15 protein-coding genes and 2 pseudogenes are annotated in these 17,088 nt (G+C 73.3%); 12 read left to right on the forward strand and 5 right to left on the reverse strand.

From position 1 onward, the window contains the following. From AB0J68_RS10095 to AB0J68_RS10125, 7 genes and pseudogenes are all read left to right on the forward strand, one after another. Window positions 1-178: pseudogene (locus AB0J68_RS10095) on the forward strand (beta-ketoacyl synthase); the annotation flags it as partial. 72 nt (window positions 179-250) lie between these two features. Beyond that, on the forward strand, window positions 251-1,342 hold the full coding sequence (gene hppD, locus AB0J68_RS10100) for a 4-hydroxyphenylpyruvate dioxygenase (protein WP_363937629.1): 1,092 nt from the start codon (window positions 251-253) through the stop codon (window positions 1,340-1,342). Continuing rightward, entirely contained in the window at window positions 1,339-2,268 is a 930-nt protein-coding gene (locus AB0J68_RS10105) for a phytanoyl-CoA dioxygenase family protein (RefSeq protein WP_354860705.1), read from the forward strand. Before hppD ends, AB0J68_RS10105 begins: the two co-directional genes overlap by 4 nt. Before the next feature lies 1 nt (window position 2,269). Continuing rightward, complete coding sequence (locus AB0J68_RS10110; protein WP_354860704.1) at window positions 2,270-3,061, forward strand: DUF3050 domain-containing protein; 792 nt, start codon at window positions 2,270-2,272, stop codon at window positions 3,059-3,061. Next, window positions 3,058-4,029 (forward strand): thiamine pyrophosphate-dependent dehydrogenase E1 component subunit alpha, encoded by a 972-nt coding sequence (locus AB0J68_RS10115; protein WP_354860703.1) that lies wholly within the window; start codon window positions 3,058-3,060, stop codon window positions 4,027-4,029. Before AB0J68_RS10110 ends, AB0J68_RS10115 begins: the two co-directional genes overlap by 4 nt. A 28-nt stretch (window positions 4,030-4,057) precedes the next feature. Beyond that, window positions 4,058-5,026 carry a transketolase C-terminal domain-containing protein gene (locus AB0J68_RS10120; RefSeq protein ID WP_355067794.1) on the forward strand — a complete coding sequence of 323 codons (969 nt, stop codon included), beginning with the start codon at window positions 4,058-4,060 and terminating at the stop codon, window positions 5,024-5,026. Further along, window positions 5,023-6,387 carry a hypothetical protein gene (locus AB0J68_RS10125; protein ID WP_355067795.1) on the forward strand — a complete coding sequence of 455 codons (1,365 nt, stop codon included), beginning with the start codon at window positions 5,023-5,025 and terminating at the stop codon, window positions 6,385-6,387. The genes AB0J68_RS10120 and AB0J68_RS10125 overlap by 4 nt, the downstream gene beginning before the upstream one ends. Window positions 6,388-6,458: 71 nt before the next feature. Here the strand turns inward: AB0J68_RS10125 and AB0J68_RS10130 are convergent, their stop codons facing one another. Continuing rightward, complete coding sequence (locus AB0J68_RS10130) at window positions 6,459-7,130, reverse strand: SGNH/GDSL hydrolase family protein (RefSeq protein ID WP_355067797.1); 672 nt, start codon at window positions 7,128-7,130, stop codon at window positions 6,459-6,461. 9 nt (window positions 7,131-7,139) lie between these two features. Beyond that, complete coding sequence (locus tag AB0J68_RS10135; protein ID WP_363937632.1) at window positions 7,140-8,096, reverse strand: exo-alpha-sialidase; 957 nt, start codon at window positions 8,094-8,096, stop codon at window positions 7,140-7,142. A 301-nt stretch (window positions 8,097-8,397) separates the two neighbouring features. Here AB0J68_RS10135 and AB0J68_RS10140 point away from each other — a divergent pair, with 301 nt between their 5' ends. Beyond that, the gene (locus tag AB0J68_RS10140) at window positions 8,398-8,973 is read left to right on the forward strand and encodes a hypothetical protein (protein ID WP_354860695.1); all 576 of its coding nucleotides are present in this window, start codon (window positions 8,398-8,400) and stop codon (window positions 8,971-8,973) included. A gap of 34 nt (window positions 8,974-9,007) precedes the next feature. Here the strand turns inward: AB0J68_RS10140 and AB0J68_RS10145 are convergent, their stop codons facing one another. The 3 genes from AB0J68_RS10145 to AB0J68_RS10155 all read right to left on the reverse strand — a co-directional run bounded on the left by AB0J68_RS10145 (window position 9,008) and on the right by AB0J68_RS10155 (window position 12,951). After that, window positions 9,008-9,931 carry an aminoglycoside phosphotransferase family protein gene (locus AB0J68_RS10145; RefSeq protein WP_363937636.1) on the reverse strand — a complete coding sequence of 308 codons (924 nt, stop codon included), beginning with the start codon at window positions 9,929-9,931 and terminating at the stop codon, window positions 9,008-9,010. Window positions 9,932-10,165: 234 nt separating this feature from the next. Next, complete coding sequence (locus tag AB0J68_RS10150) at window positions 10,166-11,389, reverse strand: MFS transporter (protein WP_355067801.1); 1,224 nt, start codon at window positions 11,387-11,389, stop codon at window positions 10,166-10,168. After that, on the reverse strand, window positions 11,386-12,951 hold the full coding sequence (locus AB0J68_RS10155; protein ID WP_355067803.1) for an AMP-binding protein: 1,566 nt from the start codon (window positions 12,949-12,951) through the stop codon (window positions 11,386-11,388). The genes AB0J68_RS10150 and AB0J68_RS10155 overlap by 4 nt, the downstream gene beginning before the upstream one ends. Window positions 12,952-13,261: 310 nt before the next feature. Here AB0J68_RS10155 and AB0J68_RS10160 point away from each other — a divergent pair, with 310 nt between their 5' ends. The 4 genes and pseudogenes from AB0J68_RS10160 to AB0J68_RS10175 all read left to right on the forward strand — a co-directional run. Continuing rightward, complete coding sequence (locus AB0J68_RS10160; protein WP_355067824.1) at window positions 13,262-14,539, forward strand: SGNH/GDSL hydrolase family protein; 1,278 nt, start codon at window positions 13,262-13,264, stop codon at window positions 14,537-14,539. 67 nt (window positions 14,540-14,606) lie between these two features. After that, window positions 14,607-15,818, forward strand: coding sequence for a cytochrome P450 (locus AB0J68_RS10165; protein WP_363937640.1), 1,212 nt, complete (start codon window positions 14,607-14,609; stop codon window positions 15,816-15,818). Window positions 15,819-15,827: 9 nt separating this feature from the next. Next, a pseudogene (locus tag AB0J68_RS10170) lies at window positions 15,828-16,748 on the forward strand (alpha/beta hydrolase); the annotation flags it as partial. A 127-nt stretch (window positions 16,749-16,875) separates the two neighbouring features. Continuing rightward, window positions 16,876-17,088: alpha-hydroxy-acid oxidizing protein (locus tag AB0J68_RS10175; protein ID WP_363937642.1), on the forward strand; the 213-nt coding region annotated here is incomplete at its 3' end.

The raw sequence follows: 17,088 nt of genomic DNA on the forward strand, positions 1-17,088 counted from the left end.
TCGGGGGCTGCTGCCACCGACGTACCACCTCGACGACCCGGACCCGGCTTGCCCGGCGGACCACATCCGTGGCACGCCCCGCAAGGCCGACCCGGAGTACGCGCTGACCAACTCGTTCGGGTTCGGCGGCCAGAACGTGAGCCTGCTGCTCGCGCGGGTCGCCGAGCCGAGGAGGTGAGCGACGCGGCATCCCGGACGGGGGGCGTCCGGACGGCAACACGGGGGGAAGCATGGGGAAGGGCACTGAAACATGGACATCCGTGGGATCGACCACATCGAACTCTACGTAGGTGACGCCCGGCAGGCGGCCTTCTACTTCAGCACCGCCGTCGGTTTTCAGATCTGCGGCCAGGGTGGCCCGGAGACCGGCCTGGCCGGGCAGCGCTCACTGCTGCTCTGCCACGGCGACATCCGCCTGCTGCTCACCTCCGGGCTGAGCGCCGAGCATCCGGCGGCCCGGTACGTGCAGCGCCACGGCGACGGCATCGCGGTCGTCGCGGTCGAGGTCGGCGACGTCGCCGAGGCGTACGCCGAGCTGGTGGGCCGGGGCGCGACCGGCGTGACGCCACCGACCACGCTGACCGGCGCGGACGCCGAGGTGGTGACCGCCGAGGTGGCGGGCTTCGCCGACGTGCGGCACCGCCTGGTGCAGCGCCGGGGGAGCCGGGCCGACTTCCTGCCCGGCGTGATCACGCCGACGCCGTTCACGGCGGAGGAGGGAAAGCCGGTCCTCGCCGAGGTCGACCACCTGGCGGTCTGCGTGCCGTCCGGCGAGCTGGACGAGACGGTCCGGCACTTCGAGGGGCTGTTCGACTTCGCGCAGATCTTCGAGGAGCACATCGAGGTCGACGGGCAGGGGATGAACTCCAAGGTGGTGCAGAGCCCGTCCGGGCAGGTCACCGTCGTGTTGCTGGAGCCCGACCGGGCCCGCCGGCCGGGGCAGATCGACGCGTTCCTCGACCAGCACGCCGGTGGGGGAGTGCAGCACCTGGGGCTGCGTACCGACGACATCGTCGCCGCCGTGGAGTCGCTGGGCCGGCGCGGGGTCCGCTTTGCCGGCACCCCCGCCAGCTACTACGACGCCCTGGAGGCGCGGGTCGGTCGGGTGGACGCCCCGCTGGAACGACTGCGCGAGCTGGGAGTGCTGGTCGACTCCGATCACGGCGGGCAGCTGTTGCAGATCTTCGCCGAGTCGATGCACGTGCGCCGCACGCTGTTCCTGGAGCTGATCGAGCGGCGGGGCGCGAGCGGCTTCGGCAGCGGCAACATCAAGGCGCTGTACGAGGCCAAGGAGCGGGAACTGGCCGCCGCGGCGGCGACACCACAGGGGGTGGGGGCATGACCGCGACCGAGTACGAACCGACGCTGACCGCCCAGGAGAGGGCGCTGCTGCCCTCCGACGACGACGTGCGGCACTACGCCGAGCACGGCTGGTACCTGTCGAAGAAGCTGTTCACCGACGACGAGGTGGACGCGCTCGCCGCCGCCGCGCAGCGCTACTACGACGGCGAACGCGACCGGCGGCTGCCGGTGCGTCCACCGAAGCTTGCCTACTGGGAGCCCGCGAAAGGGCCGGTGCAGCGGCACAACGACTACGTCCACCACGAGCACGACGGCCTCGGCGCGATCCTGCGTAAACCGCTGATCGGCGCGGTCGCCGCCCGGCTCGCCGAGGCCGACGAGATCCGCGTCTTCCAGTCCACGCTGATCTACAAGCCGCCGATCTCCGGCGAGCCGAGCAACATCGTGCCGTGGCACTTCGACAAGCACTACTGGGCGTCGTCGTCGTCGGAGAAGATGCTCACCGCGTTCATCCCCTTCCACGACTGCGGCCAGGAGATGGGCACCATCACCATGGTCGACGGCTCGCACCGGTGGTCCGAGATCGGCGCCGACGACACAGTCGTGCGGCACTTCGCCGACCGCGACCGCGGCCAGCTGGAGGAGATGCTGGCCGAGAACGCCGCACACAACGGCGCCGAGATCCGCAAGATCCCGATGGTGATCCCCAAGGGACACGTGAGCTTCCACCACTGCCGCACCTACCACGGCAGTGGCCCCAACGTCAGCGGTCGCCCCCGACAGGCGATCTCGCTGCACCTGCAGGACGGCGACAACGCCTGGCGGGCGTACCCGCTCTCCGACGGCTCGCTCGCCGCGTACAACCACGACGTGCTGGTCCGCCGCACCCACGACGGGCGGCCGGACTACGCGGATCCCGACTACTGCCCGGTCATCTGGCGCCACCGCGCCCAGCAGGGAGGCTGACATGTCACGGTACGACTGGGGTAGGACGCACCCGGGCATCGAACGGCTGGAACAGGCGGTGACCGAGCGACGCGACGCCGTGGTCAAGCACCCGCTCTACGCCAACCTCGACACCCACGAGGCGCTGGTCACCTTCATGGAGCACCACGTCTTCGCGGTCTGGGACTTCATGTCGCTGCTCAAGTCGTTGCAGCGGCAGTTGACCTGCGTGACCGTCCCCTGGATTCCGACCGGCCCGACCGGCAGCCGCCGCCTCATCAACGACATCGTCATGGTGGAGGAGAGCGACGAGCTGGGCGAGGGCTACATCAGTCACTTCGAGCTGTACGTGCGGGGAATGGCCGAGGCCGGCGCGGACACCACCGCCGTGAACGCCCTCGTCGACCTGCTGCGCGCCGGCCGGCCGGTGACCGACGCGCTCGCCGAGGCGGGGGCGCCGGCCGCGTCCGCGCGGTTCGCCGCGACCACCTGGCACATCATCGAGTCCACCCCGGTGCACTGTCAGGCGGCGGCCTTCGCGTTCGGCCGGGAGGACCTGATCCCGGACATGTTCACGCAGGTCGTCGCGGTCAACGAGCGCAGCAACCGGCTGCACACCTTCGTCGACTACCTGGAACGGCACATCGAGGTCGACGGCGAGCAGCACACCCCGATGGCCATGCAGATGCTCGCCGACCTGTGCGGCGACGACGACACGAAGTGGCAGGAGTGCGCCGACACGGTCAACACCGCCCTGGCCGCCCGCGCCCGGCTCTGGGACGACATCCTCGCAGCGGTCAAGGGGCCGGCGTGACCGACGCCGACCCGGTCCGGCTCTACCGCACGGTCCGGCTGATCCGCCGGTTCGAACAGCGTGCGGTGGAGCTGGTCCACGGCGGGCAGATCGTCGGCGGCATCCACCCGTACCTCGGTCAGGAGGGGATCGCTGCCGGCGTCTGCGCCGCGCTCGGGGCCGACGATGTGCTCGCCGGCACCCACCGCGGGCACGGGCACGTGCTGGCCCGCGGCGCCGACCCGGCCCGGATGCTCGCCGAGCTGTGCGGCCGGCTGACCGGCCTCAACGCCGGGCGGGGCGGCTCGATGCACGCCGCCGACCTCAGCATCGGCGTGCTCGGCGCGAACGCCATCGTCGGCGCCTCCGGCGGAATCATCACGGGCGCGGTGTGGGCCCGCCGACGGCAGGGCCGCGACACCGTCGGGGTGAGCTTCTTCGGCGACGGCGCGGTCAACGAGGGGATGCTGCTGGAGGCGTTCAACCTGGCCGCGCTGTGGCGGGTGCCGGTGCTGTTCGTCTGCGAGAACAACGGCTACGCCACCACCATGCCGGTCGCCGGCGCGGTGGCCGGCAGCATCGCCGGCCGCGCCGCCGCCTTCGGCATCCGGGCCGTCGAGGTCGACGGCCAGGACCCGGAGGCGGTACGCGACGCGTCGGCCGCCGCCGTCGACCGGATGCGCGCCGGCGGCGGCCCCGAGCTGATCGAGGCCCGGACCTACCGCTTCGACGCCCACCACACCTTCGAACACGCGGTACGCCTCGACTACCGCCCGCCCGACGAGGTGAGCCGGGGCAGGGCCCGCGACCCGGTGCGCATCCAGGGCGAACGGCTCTCCGACGCCGAGCGCGCGGCCGTGGACGCCGAGGTCGAGGCGACCCTCGACGCGGCGGTGCGCTTCGCCCTGGACAGCCCGCATCCCGACCCGGCCGACGCGCTGGCGTACCTGTACGCCAGCGGCCTGACCGCCCGCACCGGAGGTGGCTGAATGACCGTGCGCACCGGAGGTGGCTGAGGTGCCCCGACTGTCGTACCGCCGGGCGTTGACCCGGGCGCTGGCCGACGAGCTGGCCCGCGACGAGGCGGTGTTCCTGCTCGGCGAGGACATCCAGGTCGGCGCGTCGCTGGTGACCACCGGGCTGGCCAAACGGTTCGGCGTCGACCGGGTCCGCGACACCCCGCTGTCCGAGCAGGCGTTCACCAGCTTCGCCACCGGGGCGGCGCTGGCCGGGCTCCGGCCGGTGATCGAGTTCCAGATCCCGTCGCTGCTGTTCCTGGTCTTCGAGCAGATCGTCAACCACGCGCACAAGTTCCCGCTGATGACCGGCGGGCAGTGCGCGGTGCCGGTCACCTACCTGGTGCCCGGCTCCGGGTCGCGTACCGGCTGGGCGGGGCAGCACTCCGACCACCCGTACAGCCTCTTCGCCCACGTCGGCGTGGTCACCGTCGTGCCGGCCACCCCGGCCGACGCGTACGGGCTGCTGGTCAGCGCGATCCGGCACGACGACCCGGTGGTGGTGTTCGCCCCGGCCGGGGCGATGGACAGGCGCGACGACGTGTCCGATCTGGAGCCGGTGCCGCTGGGCCGGGGCCGCATCCACCGCTTCGGCGACGACGTGACGGTGGTCGCGATCGGGCACCTGGTGCACGACGCGCTCGCGGTCGCCGAGGAGGTGGCCGACCAGGTCTCGGTGGAGGTGTTCGACCCGCGCACCCTGTACCCCTTCGACATCGACGGGTTGACCGAGTCGGTGGCCCGCACCGGGCGTCTCGTGGTGCTCGACGACGCCAACCGCTCCTGCGGCATGGCCGCCGAGATCATCGCCTCGGTGGTGGAGCGGGTCCGGCTGCTCGCCCCGCCGCGCCGGGTCACCCGCCCGGACGGCGCGGTGCTGCCGTTCGCCCCCGCCCTGGACCGCGCCGTGCAGCCGTCCCGGGAGCAGCTCGCCACCGCCATCCACCTGACCATGAAGGACTCATCATGATCGACCCGAACTACCCGTGGCCGTCGGCCGACGGGGCCTGGACCGACCTGCCGGAGCCGGCCCGCCGGGCCATGGTGGCCAGCGGCGCGGCCGCCTGGGAACGCGTCTTCCACGGGCGGGCGACCTACAACAAAGAGTGGCGGCTGGCCCGCCCCCCGGTCCTGACCGCCGACGCCTGGCGGGAGCTGAACGAGGTCTGCGACCGGCTGGCCCAACTCATCCTGAACGCCTGCCGGCGGCGGGTGGACACCGCCGGTGAGCTGCGCCGGCTGCTCGGCGTCCCGGCGGGGGAGACCCGACTGCTGGACGAGTCGGAGCCGCTGACCGAGGCGCTGCTGGCCGCGTACCGGCCCGATGTGATCTTCACCGAGGGCGTGCCGAAGTTCGTCGAGTACAACATCGACAGCAGCCTCGGGGGAGGATTCGACGCCGACACCGTCATCCAGCGGTTCGCGCAGCTCTACGCCGAGCACGGCATCCTCGACGAGCTGCCGGTACGCGCCGCGCCGTCGCTGCTGGACCAGCGTTTCGTGGCGATCCGCGAGGAGCTGGGGTTGCCCGACGGCGCCCGGCTGGCGCTGCTGATGGACTTCGACGCCGACTATCCGGGCCTGGACGACCCGGAGACGTTCATCCGCATCCTCAGCCCGCTCGCCGTACGGGCCCGGGACTTCGGCATCGACCTGGTCATCGCGCCCCTGTCCACCGCCACCCTGGCCGCCGACGACCGGCTCGTGGTCGACGGCGCGCCGGTCGACGCGCTGTTCCGCCTCTTCGTGCCCAACCGGGTCACCCCGACCGCCGGCCTGGACGCGGTGGCCGGCGCGTTGGCCGCCGGCACGCTGCCGATGTTCGTGTCGGCGGCGGCCTGGCTGCTCGGCAACAAGACCACCTTCGCCTGGCTGTGGGAGGACGTGGACGCCCTGCCCGCCGACGACCAGACGCTGATCCGCCGGCACGTGCCGTACACGGTGCCGTTGACCGTCGCGGTGCTCGACGGGGCGATCGCCGAGCAGGCCGAGCTGGTGGCGAAACCGGCGGACGGCTCAGCCGGGCACGGTGTGCTGATCGGCCCCGAGCTGAGCCCGACGGACTGGGCCGACGGCCTGCGCGCGGCCGTCGACCGGGGCGGCAACATCCTGCAGCGGTATCTGCCGGCCGACCGGGTGCCGATGGACTTCGTGCAGATCGAGACCGGCGAGACGGTGACGGCCGACGTCCCGTACTCCCTGGCCCCCTACCTGTTCGGCCGCCGCGCCTCCGGCGGCCTGGCGAGGGTCGGTTTTCCCGGCGGCGACGGAATCCTCAACCTGGCCCACGGAGTCCTCCTGACGGGAATCCTCCTGTCCGACCGACCCTGACCCCGGCCCCCACCGGTTGATCATGAAGTTATTGCCCCGACACGCCGCGGGGGACGGCAATAACTTCATGATCACCGTCGCGGTCGGAGGGCGCGGAGGGTTTCGGCTGTCGCTACCGCGTCGCTGCGGGCGCTGCCGTGGCGGCCGTCGGTGCTGTAGAGGGTGGGGTCGGCCGTCAGTGGGTGGTCCGTGAGGTGCACGTGGACCGTTCCCAGGCGTTCGGCCAGCCGCGCCGTGTGCGCGGAGAGGCGTCGCATCCGTTCCCCGAGGCCGGCCCGCACGTGCTCGGGCACGGCCGGGCTGTGCGACACGTCGAACATGCCCACCGTGATCACGTCCGCGCCGGTGTCCCGTAGCGCGCTGATCATCGCGGTCAGCTCGGCGTCCACCGCGTCCGCGTCGTACGCCGGATGAAAGGCGTCGTTGCCGCCGCAGACCACCAGCGCCAGGTCCGGCTCGAAGGCCAGCGCCGGGGCGAGCTGCGCGGCCCGCACCTGGTGCGCGCGCAGCCCGCGCCGACCCAGATTCCGGTACGCCAGCTCGGGGCGGACGGCGGCCAGCTCGGCGGCGACCCGGTCGACCCACTGCACGTCCGGGTAGCCCGGCGTCGGCTCGCACATGCCCTCCACCACGCTGTCGCCGATCGCCACGAACCGCCGCCACGGGTGCCCGCGCAGCAGTTCGCCGGCCTCCCCGGGGCGAAGGCAGTACGGATCGGTCGCTTCGTCGAGCGTCGATGGCATGCCGGCACGCTAACCGACCGCCGCCTCCTCGGCCAGGCTGACCTCGGCCAGGTAGACGCACGTACGCCCCTCGTGGGAGGAGTAGTAGCTGACCCAGAGCAGATCGTCGTGCCAGACCAGGCCCGGGTAGCTGGTGTCGCCGCCGGAGGGCAACGCGACCAGTTCGGTCAGCGCGCCGCGCTCCGGGTCGACGGCGCAGATCGCGGTGCGGACGTCGCCGTCGAGCAGCCGTACGCCGGCCAGCAGCCGTCCGTCGGGCAGCCGGAGCAGCGCCGGCCCGCCCACCTGCACCCCCAGGTCGGTCCAGGTCCACTCCCGGTACGGCGGTCGGGCCCGGCCGAGCTGCGCGGTGGCGCTGTCGCCGTCGCGGCGCAGCAGGCAGTGGGCGGTGCCGTCCGGGGCGAAGGCCAGACCCGACTCGTTGGGGTAGCCGCCCTCGAACAGCGTCGGCACCCACTGGCGCAGGTCGACGCCGTCGACGCTGCGGTAGAGCCGGGCGAACCGTGGCCCCCGGGTGGCGTAGCCGACGGCGTACATCGCGTCGTGGTGCCAGGCGGCCCGCCACACCCAGACGCCCGGTTCGCCGACGGAAACCGGGTCGCCCCAGCTGCGCCCGTCCCCGGAGAGCCAGGTCACCGTGTCGAACGTCTTGCTCGTCTCTCCGGTCGCCGCCGCCGCGAACAGTTGCAGGCGTCCGTCGGGCCGGACGACGAACCGCGGATCGCGCAGGTCGACGCCGTCCTGCCGGATGACCGCCGCGGAGTTCCACGCCCGACCTTCCGCCGAGGTCAGCACCCGGATCACGCCGTCACCGGAGAGGTGCGTCCGCGCCTCACGGAAGGCGCAGAACCACATGCCGGCGTACCGGACGAGGTCGGTGAACGCGCTGTGCGGCGCGCTGTCGCCGATCCGCCGCACGGCGGTGACCTCGGCGGTGCGGCGGTGGGTGGGTGACGACGACGTCATGCGCGGCGGCCTCCTGGCTGCGGAAAGAGCGGTACTCCCGGGGCCGACGCGCGGCCGGGTCGGCCGTTCTCCGGCCCGACGGGCTCCGACGCGGCCGCGACGGGCCGACGCTAGCCGCCCCGGCCGACGCCCGCGCGGCCAGCAGAAGAACGGACGACGAACGACGAGGTCCGTTGACCCTGTCGGATCGGCGTCATCGAGGCGCAGCGTCGGCGCGGTGGGGCGGTGCGCTGGCACGGGTCCGCCACGATGGCGGGGGCCAGCCGACCTGGGCTGGCGTGCCGGTCGGAGGGAGGTGTCGATGCTCAGCGCCTTTCTGCAGGCCCTGGCGAGCAAGCTGGTCGAGGCGATCCTCGGCAAACTGACCGAGTGGCTCGCACCGAAGGCGCTGCGGGCCGTACCGCACCGTGCCTCGCCGAACTGTCCACGCTGCGGCGGGTACGGCGTCCGGCGGTGGGCGCCCGGCGGCATGTGGGCGGTGTTCCTGCTGTCGCTGCTGGCCTTCGCGTGGGGCTTCGGGTTCACCCTGCTCGGCGTGCCGGTGGTCGTGCTGGTCGTGGTCGGCGCGGTGCTGTCCGACGGCGTCGGCGCCCTGTGGCCTGCCCTGCTCGCGCCGCTGGGCCTGCTGGTTCCCGGCAGCCTGATGGTCGGGGGAGCGTTCGGGCTGGCCTGGTATCACAGCTACCCGCCGAAGTGGTGTGCCCGCTGCCACGGCCGCTGGCCACGCCGCGACCGCGCCGAGTACCTGCGCTCGGCCCGGGAGTTCACCTGCGGCTGCGGGCAGCGACTGCGCGTGCCGAGCGCCGCCGCCGGGGCGAAACTGCGCTGCCCGCGCTGCCGGACCGAACACTCCACCCCGATCCGAACCGGTCCCTGACGAGTCGCCCCGGCCCGGCCCGGTGCGGAGGGGATCAGCGGCACACGGCGTGCTCGGCGAGCAGTTCGTCGAGCACCCGCCGGGCCCAGGCCGCCGTGGCCGGCTCCGGGGCGTCCAGCGTGATGAGCGCCTTCCACAGCGCCCACCCGCGCCCGCGCGCCCAGGTGGCCGTGTTGACGTCGAGCGCGTCGAGGAACGCCGCCCGGGCGGCGCCGCGCAGCAGGGTCCAGGCGATCACCGTGTCGCAGGCGGGGTCGCCGACACCGCAGCAGCCGAAGTCGATGACGGCGGCGAGCCGACCGTCGCGAACCAGCAGGTTGCCCTCCGCGACGTCGCCGTGGAACCAGACCGGCGGCCCGGACCAGGTGGCATCGAGAGCGGCCTGCCAGATGTCGGTGACCACGTCGACGGGCAGCCGGTCGCGGTGCGTCTCGATCGCCGCCCGGGTCTCCGGGTCGTACGTGGACAGCGGACCGCCGCGCCAGGCGCTGTGCGGGCCGGCCGCCGGGGCGTCGGTGGTGTCGACGGCGCGCAGGGCGCACAGGAAGGCGGCGAGGTCGGTGGCGAACCGGGTCGGGTCGTCGATCCGTTCGGGTCGCGCGGTCCGGCCGTCGATCCAGCCGTAGACCGACCACGGGTACGGGTAGCCGGCGCCGGGTCGCCCGTGGGCCAGCGGGGTAGGGATCTCCAGCGGCAGCTGCCCGCCGAGTACCGGCAGCCAGCGCTGCTCCTTGGGGACCTGCAACGCGTAGCCCTCCCCGCTGGGCAGCCGCACGGTCATCTCCGTACCCAGGTGGAAGGTCCGGTTGTCCCAGCCGCCGACCTCGACCGGGCGTACCGGCAGCTCGGCCCACCGGGGGAACTGCTCGGCGACCAGTCGGCGGACCAGGCCCACGTCGATGCGCCGGGCCGTCGTCTCGTCAACGTCCGGCACGTCGGGTGCGGGCTGTGCGCTCATCCGCCCGAGCCTGCGGGCTCCGCCGGCCGCCCGCAACCGATTTGCGCCGACAGTGGAACCGGCCGGGCCAGCGCTCGGGACAGGTGTCCGGGAGGTGCGGGCCTGGCCGTACCTCAACTGCCTCCTTTGCTCTGCTTCAACCGCCGCAACACCGACGCCCCGAAAGTGTTGCGTGGGTGTAAGCAGAGCAAAGGGGGCGCACGAGACGGTTGCGAGCCGCTGGGCAGCAGGGCATCAGGCGGTGGCGGCAGGTGTGGGCCGCGTCGGCGCCTTCGGGTTGGACGCCCTCGCCACCAGCGGGAACGCGGTGACGAGCAGGCACGCCACGGCCATGGCCAGCAGCGCCGGGGTGAGCCCGAGCGCGTCCACCGACCAGCCGCCGAGCAACGCGCCGACCGGCAGGCCGACGAAGGCCAGCGATCCGGCGATGCCGAGCACCCGGGTCTGCAGATCCGCCGGCACCCGCTCGTAGAGCGCCACCCCGAGCAGCGGGTTGACCGCCGCGATGCCGATGCCGGACAGGAACGTCACCACGAGCACGACCGGCAACTCGTCGCTGATCGCCAGGGCGACCAGTCGAGGCGTGCCGGCGACCGTCGCCCCGAGCAGGAACGTCAGCCGGCCGGGCAGCCGGGGACCGAGCGCGGTGAACAGCACGTTGCCCAGCAGCGCGCCCGCCGAGAACGCCGCCAGCACCAGGCCGAGCCCGCTGGGGCCGTGCAGCTCTCGGGCGACCCAGAACGGGATGTAGACGGCCACGCTGGCGTTGGCGACCATGTTCAGCGCCGAGACGACGACCAGCATGCCCAGCAGCGGCCGGTCCCGACCGAGGTAGCCGAACCCGTCGCGCAGCGCGCGCAGGTAGCCGACCGGGGCGGTGGGCTGCGCCGGGGCGGCCGGGGGTCGGACCAGGAGGCCGATCAGCAGGGCGCAGATCGCGAAGCTGACCGCGTCGATGAGGATCGCCTGGCTCACCCCGAAGGCGGCGATCAACAGGCCGCCCACGGCGGCGCCGAACAGCGTCACCACCCGGCTCAACCCGTCGTACGCCGAGGTCAGGCGGATCAGCGGCACCCCGGCGGCCTCGGCGACCGGCCGGAACATGACGTGCTTGACCCGGTCCCCGATGCCCCGCAGCGCGCCGGCCACCGCGACCAGCGCCACCAGGGGGGCGAAGCCCAGCCACGGGGTCAACGCGACGACCACCATGGCCACCGCGCTGCCCGCGTCGCACAGGATCGACGTCCGGCGCAGGCCGATCCGGTCCGCCCAGGGCGTGCCCAGGGCACTGGACAGCAGGTACGGCAGCGTCTCGGCGAACGCGACCAGACCCATCTTGGTCGGGCTGCCGGTGGTGACCAGCACCAGCCAGGGGATGGTCACCACCGAGATGCGGGTGCCCAGGTTGGAGACCAGGTCCGCGCTGACCAGGACGACCAGCTGCCGGCGGGGGGTCACGTCCCGACCGCCGCCGCCCGGCGCGCGGCGTACTGCGCGCGCAGCGCCCGCTTGTCCACCTTCACCGACCGGTTCACCGGCAACCGGTCGACGAACTCCACCCCGGCCGGCGCCCACATCTCGTTGAGCTCGGCGGTCACCAGGTCGATCAGCTCCGCCCCGGTGACCGTCGCGCCGGGCGCGGTCACCACGTACGCGTACGGCACCTCGCCCACCGTCTCGTCCGGCACGCCGATCACCGCGGCGGCCCGCACCTGCGGGTGCCCGGCCAGGACGTCCTCGATGGGGCGGCAGAAGATTGCCCAGTTCCGCCGGTGCGTGACGATCATGTCGTGCGCCCGGTCGACCAGATAGAGGAAGCCGTCGCCGTCGAGATGGCCAATGTCGCGGGTGCGGACCCACCCGTCGACGAGCGTCTGCGCGGTCAACTCGGGCTGGCCGTGGTAGCCGGCGAAGCTCAGCTTCGTACGCACCCACACCTCGCCGTCGCGGCCCGGCGGCAGCACCGTGCCGTCGTCGTCGCGGATCTCGATGCGCACGTCGCCGTAGGGCCGCCCGCAGGAGCGCAGCCGCTCCGGGTGCTCCGGATCGTCGGTCAGTCCGGGCAGAGCGGTGATGACCACGGCCTCGCTGAGGCCGTACACGATGCGCAGTACCGGGCCGAAGCGCGCGATGGCCTGGCGTAGCCGGGCGGGCGCGGCGGGCCCGGCGCCCACGTTGAACATGAACATGGCCGAGAAGTCGGCGCCCACCAGCGCCGGATGGTCCAGCAGCTCGTAGAGCATCGGCGGGGTGACGAAGGTCGAGTTGATCCGCTCCCGTTGCACGGTGGCCACGAACGCCGCCGGGTCCCAGTCGTCGCGCAGGTACAGCACCCCGCCGGTGAACAGGTTGAACAGGGTGGTGATCTGCCCGCTGGCCAGCCACATCGGCGAGTGCGACAGGTGCCGCAGCACGGGGAACCCGGCGGCGCGGAAGTCGGCCGCGAGGGTGCGGATCTGGGCGTAGAAGCTCTCGGTGTGGTGCACCAGCTTGGGGGTGCCGGTGGTGCCGCTGGTCTGCAGGAACGACTCCGGCGCGCGGACGGCCGCCGGCAGCGCCAGCGCCGGGTTCGGTTCGGCGTCGGCCGTGAGGTCCGGGCCGGCGCCGCCGGGGCCCAGGCAGCACACCGGTACGCCGGGCAGCGCGGCGGCCAGCTCCGGCCCCAGGCTGGCCGGGTCGCGGGCGTCGTAGACTAGGGCGTCGGGGCGGGCCAGCCGGATGAACTCGTCGACCTCCCGGCGGGCGGTGACCGGGGCGACCCACATCGTCCGGCAGCCGGTCAGGTGCAGGGCGAGTTGGAGCAGCGGCCCCTCCACGGCGTTCGCGACGGTCACCAGCACCGCCGAGCCGGGCCGTACGCCGTGCCGGGTCAGCGCCGCGGCCATCGCACGCACCAGCGCGGCGGCCTCGGTGTACGTGAAGCGGCGGCCACCGCCGACCAGCGCCTCCCGGTCGCCGAAGTCGGCGAAGAGATCCAGTGCCCTGTCCACATAGGTCGCGTGCCCGGGTCCGTCAGTCATCCGGCAAACCCCCATCCGAGAAGCGGCGGTCTCCGGGCAGCTCCCGGTGACGTCGCGGGCGGTGGGCGCGCGTTCGGCGACCGCACCGCCGCCGCCTGCGAGCCTAGGCCGGCGAGGGCGCGGCGGGACCGGGCCGAAGGGCGATCCGGCAGGCCCGGTGGACATTTGATCGCGTCGATCAGGTTGATTGACGCCCGTCATCGGCGGCGGCTAGGTTTCTGGACCATCGTCCAGGCGGGAGCCGTCAGCGGACGGCCCTGGGCTGCCACACGATGGAGGTTCAATGTCGACCCCGAAGAGATGGCATGTCATCGCCGCGGCCGCGGCGCTGCTGGTCACGGCAACACCCGCCGTCGTCGCCAGCGCCGGCGGATCCCCGACCGCCGCGGCCCGGCCGGACCGGGGCGAGTGGGCGGGCAGTTGGGCCGCCGCGGTCACCCGGGGCAACTCGGTCGGCCTGACCAACACCGGCCTGAACAACCAGAGCGTCCGGATGGTCGTGCACGTCTCCGTGGGTGGCCCGGCCCTGCGCGTACGGCTGAGCAACCTCTACGGCGAGCAGGCGGTCCGGGTGGGCCGCGCCACCGTCGCCCGGCCGAACACCGCGACCGTCGACGACGTCTCCGACATCGACCCGGCCTCGCTGCGCGCGCTGACGTTCACCGGCGCCGCCTCGGCCACCATGAACCGGGGCGCCGAGCTGCTCAGCGACCCCCTGACCTTCACCGTCGCGGACGACAGCGACCTGGTGGTCACCCTGCACTTCCCGACGCCGACCGGGCCGACCACCTTTCACGGGCAGTCCCAGCAGACCAACTTCATCGGCGCCGGCGACCTGACCGGGGCCGCCGACGGCGGCGGGTTCACCATCCGACCCACCTGCTGCTGGTTCTTCCTGTCCGGCATCGACGTGCAGCGCAAGGGCAGTCCGGGGGCGCTGGTCGTGCTCAGCGACTCCATCGGCGACGGCAACGGCAGCACGGTCAACGCCAACCGGCGCTGGCCCGACCTGCTCGCCGACCGGCTGCTCGCCGACCGTCCGGATCGGCGCACCCCGGGCGTGCTCAACCTGAGCCTGGCCGGCAACCGCCTCAACCACGAGGGCACCGAGCCGGGCGCCGGCGACTACCCCGGCTACTTCCAGCTCGGCCCGAACGCGGCGGCCCGCCTCAACGAGGACGTCTTTCCCCAGACCGGGGTCCGTACGGTCGTCACGCACCTGGGCATCAACGACATCTGGATGTCCAACGACCCGCCGGAGGCGATCATCGCCACCCTCCGGCAGATCAACCAGCAGCTCCAGCAGCGCGGGCTGACCAGCCTGGTGGCCACGCTGACCCCGTACGAGGGGCACGGCGCCCCGGGTGTGTGGACGCCGGAGAAGGAGGCCACCCGGCAGGCAGTGAACGCGTACCTGCGCGGCAGCCGGGAGTTCGACGGGCTGCTCGACTTCGACCGGGTGCTGCGTGACCCGGCCCGGCCCAGCCAGTTGCTGCCCGCGTACGACTCGGGGGACCACATCCACCCGAACGACGCCGGCAACCAGGCAATGGCCGACGCCGTCCCGTTGCGGCTGCTCAACCTGTGACACCGGCCCGGGGGCGGCGGCCGATCCCGCCGCCCCCGGGCGCCGACATCCTGGGGAGGAGAACGTCGTGACGGTGCAGGACCTGCTCACCGGCCTCTACAGCGAAGAGGGCCGCCAGAACCCGTACCCGTGGTACGCCGAGCTGCACCGGCTCGGGCCGGTCAGCGCGGTGCCGCCCCGCGCCGAGCACCGCACGGTGGCGGCGGTGGCGGTCGGGTACGACCTGATCGACGGGCTGCTGCGCGATCCGCAGTGGACCAAGCAGCCGCCGCCGGGCTGGGAGGAGCACGAGATCCTGCGCACCTTCCAGACCTCGATGATGTTCATCAACCCGCCCGATCACACCCGGATGCGGCACGTCTTCTCCCGTACCTTCACGCCGCGCCGCCTCGGCGCGCTGGAGCCGGTGATCCTGCGGGTCGTCGACGAGCTGCTGGACAGGATGGCCGACGCCGGTGGCGGCGTCGTCGACTTCGTGGCCGACTTCGCGTACCCGATCCCCGCCCTGGTGATGGCGGAGTTCATCGGCATCCCGGCGGGGGAGCTGCCCTGGTACCGGGACCGGGTGGAGCGCATCGACGAGTTCCTGGACGTGGCCGGGAAGACCCCGCAGCGGCTGGCCGCCGCGAACACGGCGGCGCAGGAGCTGCGGGCGTTCTACCGGGAGTTGCTGGCCCACCGCCGCCGCACGCCCGGCGAGGATCTGATCAGCGCACTGGTCGAGGCCGTCGGCTCGGGCGAGGTGGAGCTGACCGAGGAGGAGCTGATCAGCAACCTGATCGTCCTGTTCAACGCCAGCTTCGTCACCACCGTCTACATGTTCAGCAACGGCCTGCCGCTGCTGCTGGCCCACCCTGGGGCGGTCACCGCGCTGCCCACCGACGACGACCTCGCCCGGGGCTGCGTCGACGAGGTGCTGCGCCTGCAGAGCCCGGTGCACTTCCTCGCCCGGGCCGCGCCGCAGGACACCGTGCTGGCCGGCGTGCCGGTCACCCGCGACGACAACGTGCTCATCATCATCGGGGCCGCCAACCGGGACCCGGCGCGGTTTCCCGACCCGGACGTCTTCGACCCCACCCGCCCCGGCCCGCCGTCGCTGGCCTTCGGTGTGGGCCTGCACTTCTGCCTCGGCGCAGCGGTGTCCCGGTTGGAGGGACGCCTCGCCCTGCCCCGCCTGTTCGCCCGGTTCCCCCGGCTCGCGGTCACCGAGACCCCGACGTACAGCGGCAGCCTCTTCCTGCGCGGCATCGACAAGCTGCTGGTCAGCACCGGCGGATAGGAGACCCGCATGGCCCTGCACCCGGAGGTGGCGGCCTACCGCGCCGCCCGCGTCGCCGCCGGCACGCCGCCGCTCTACACGCAGACCCTCGGCGAGGCGCGCGCCGCCGACCTGGCCGCGATCCGCGCCGGCGGCGGCGCGGTCGAGCAGGTCGCCGAGGTACGCGACGAGCGGATCCCCGGGCCGGGCGGTGACCTGCCGATCCGGGTGTACCGGCCGGGCGGGCCGGGGCCGCTGCCCACCCTGCTGTACTTCTTCGGCGGCGGGTGGACGCTCGGCAGCGTGGACACCGCCGACGGCATCTGCCGACGACTGGCCAACGCGGCGGGATGCCAGGTGGTGACCGTCGGCTACCGACTGGCCCCTGAGCACCCCTTTCCGGCCGCGGTGCACGACTGCCACGCCGCGACCGTGTGGATCGCCGCGAACGCCGACCGGTTCGGCGTTGATCCGACCCGGCTGGCGGTGGGCGGGGACAGCGCGGGCGGGAACCTGGCGGCTGCGGTGACGCTGCTCTGCCGCACGGACGGGCCTCCGCTCGCCGCGCAGCTGTTGGTCTATCCGAACACCGACGTCAGCGCCGAGCCGTCCGGCCCGGTCGACGACGACCCGGCGTTGTTCAACCGCCGGTCGGTGGCCTGGTACCGGACGCACTACCTGGCCGACCCGGAGCACTCCCGGGATCCGCTGGCGTCGCCGCTGCTCGCCGACGACCTGTCCGGCCTGCCTCCGGCGCTGGTGGTCACCGCCGAGCTGGACCCGCTGTGCGCCGAGGGGCAGCGCTACGCGCAGCGGCTGCGCGCCTGCGGTGTGCCCACCCGCCTCGACCACTATCCGCAGATGATCCACGGGTTCTTCGCCATGCCCGGCGCCTTCACCGACGGCCAGCGGGCGCAGCACCGCGCGGCCGCGTTCCTGCGGGAACGGTTCGGGCTGCCGCCGCTGCGGGACGACCCGGCCATTGGCCAGGCTGACGATGACCCGGCCGCCGCCGGCTCAGGTGTCGGCGCAGCCGCCGCCGGCCCGGACGCCGCTGCGGCCGACGCGGGGGTGCGGGGTGGCTGAGCCGGTACTGGCCGACCTGCCGACCGGGGTGCCGGCGGCGGTGACGTTCGCCGACTACGGACCGCGGGCGCGGGCGGTGCTGGCCCCGGACGTGTGGGACTACATCGCCGGCGGCAGCGCGGCCGAGGTGACCCTGGCCGCCAACCGGGCCGCGCTGGACCGGGTGGCCGTGCTGCCCCGGGTGCTGCGCGGCAGCCACGCCGTG

The organism is Micromonospora sp. NPDC049580 (assembly GCF_040675595.1).
Classification (GTDB): domain Bacteria; phylum Actinomycetota; class Actinomycetes; order Mycobacteriales; family Micromonosporaceae; genus Micromonospora.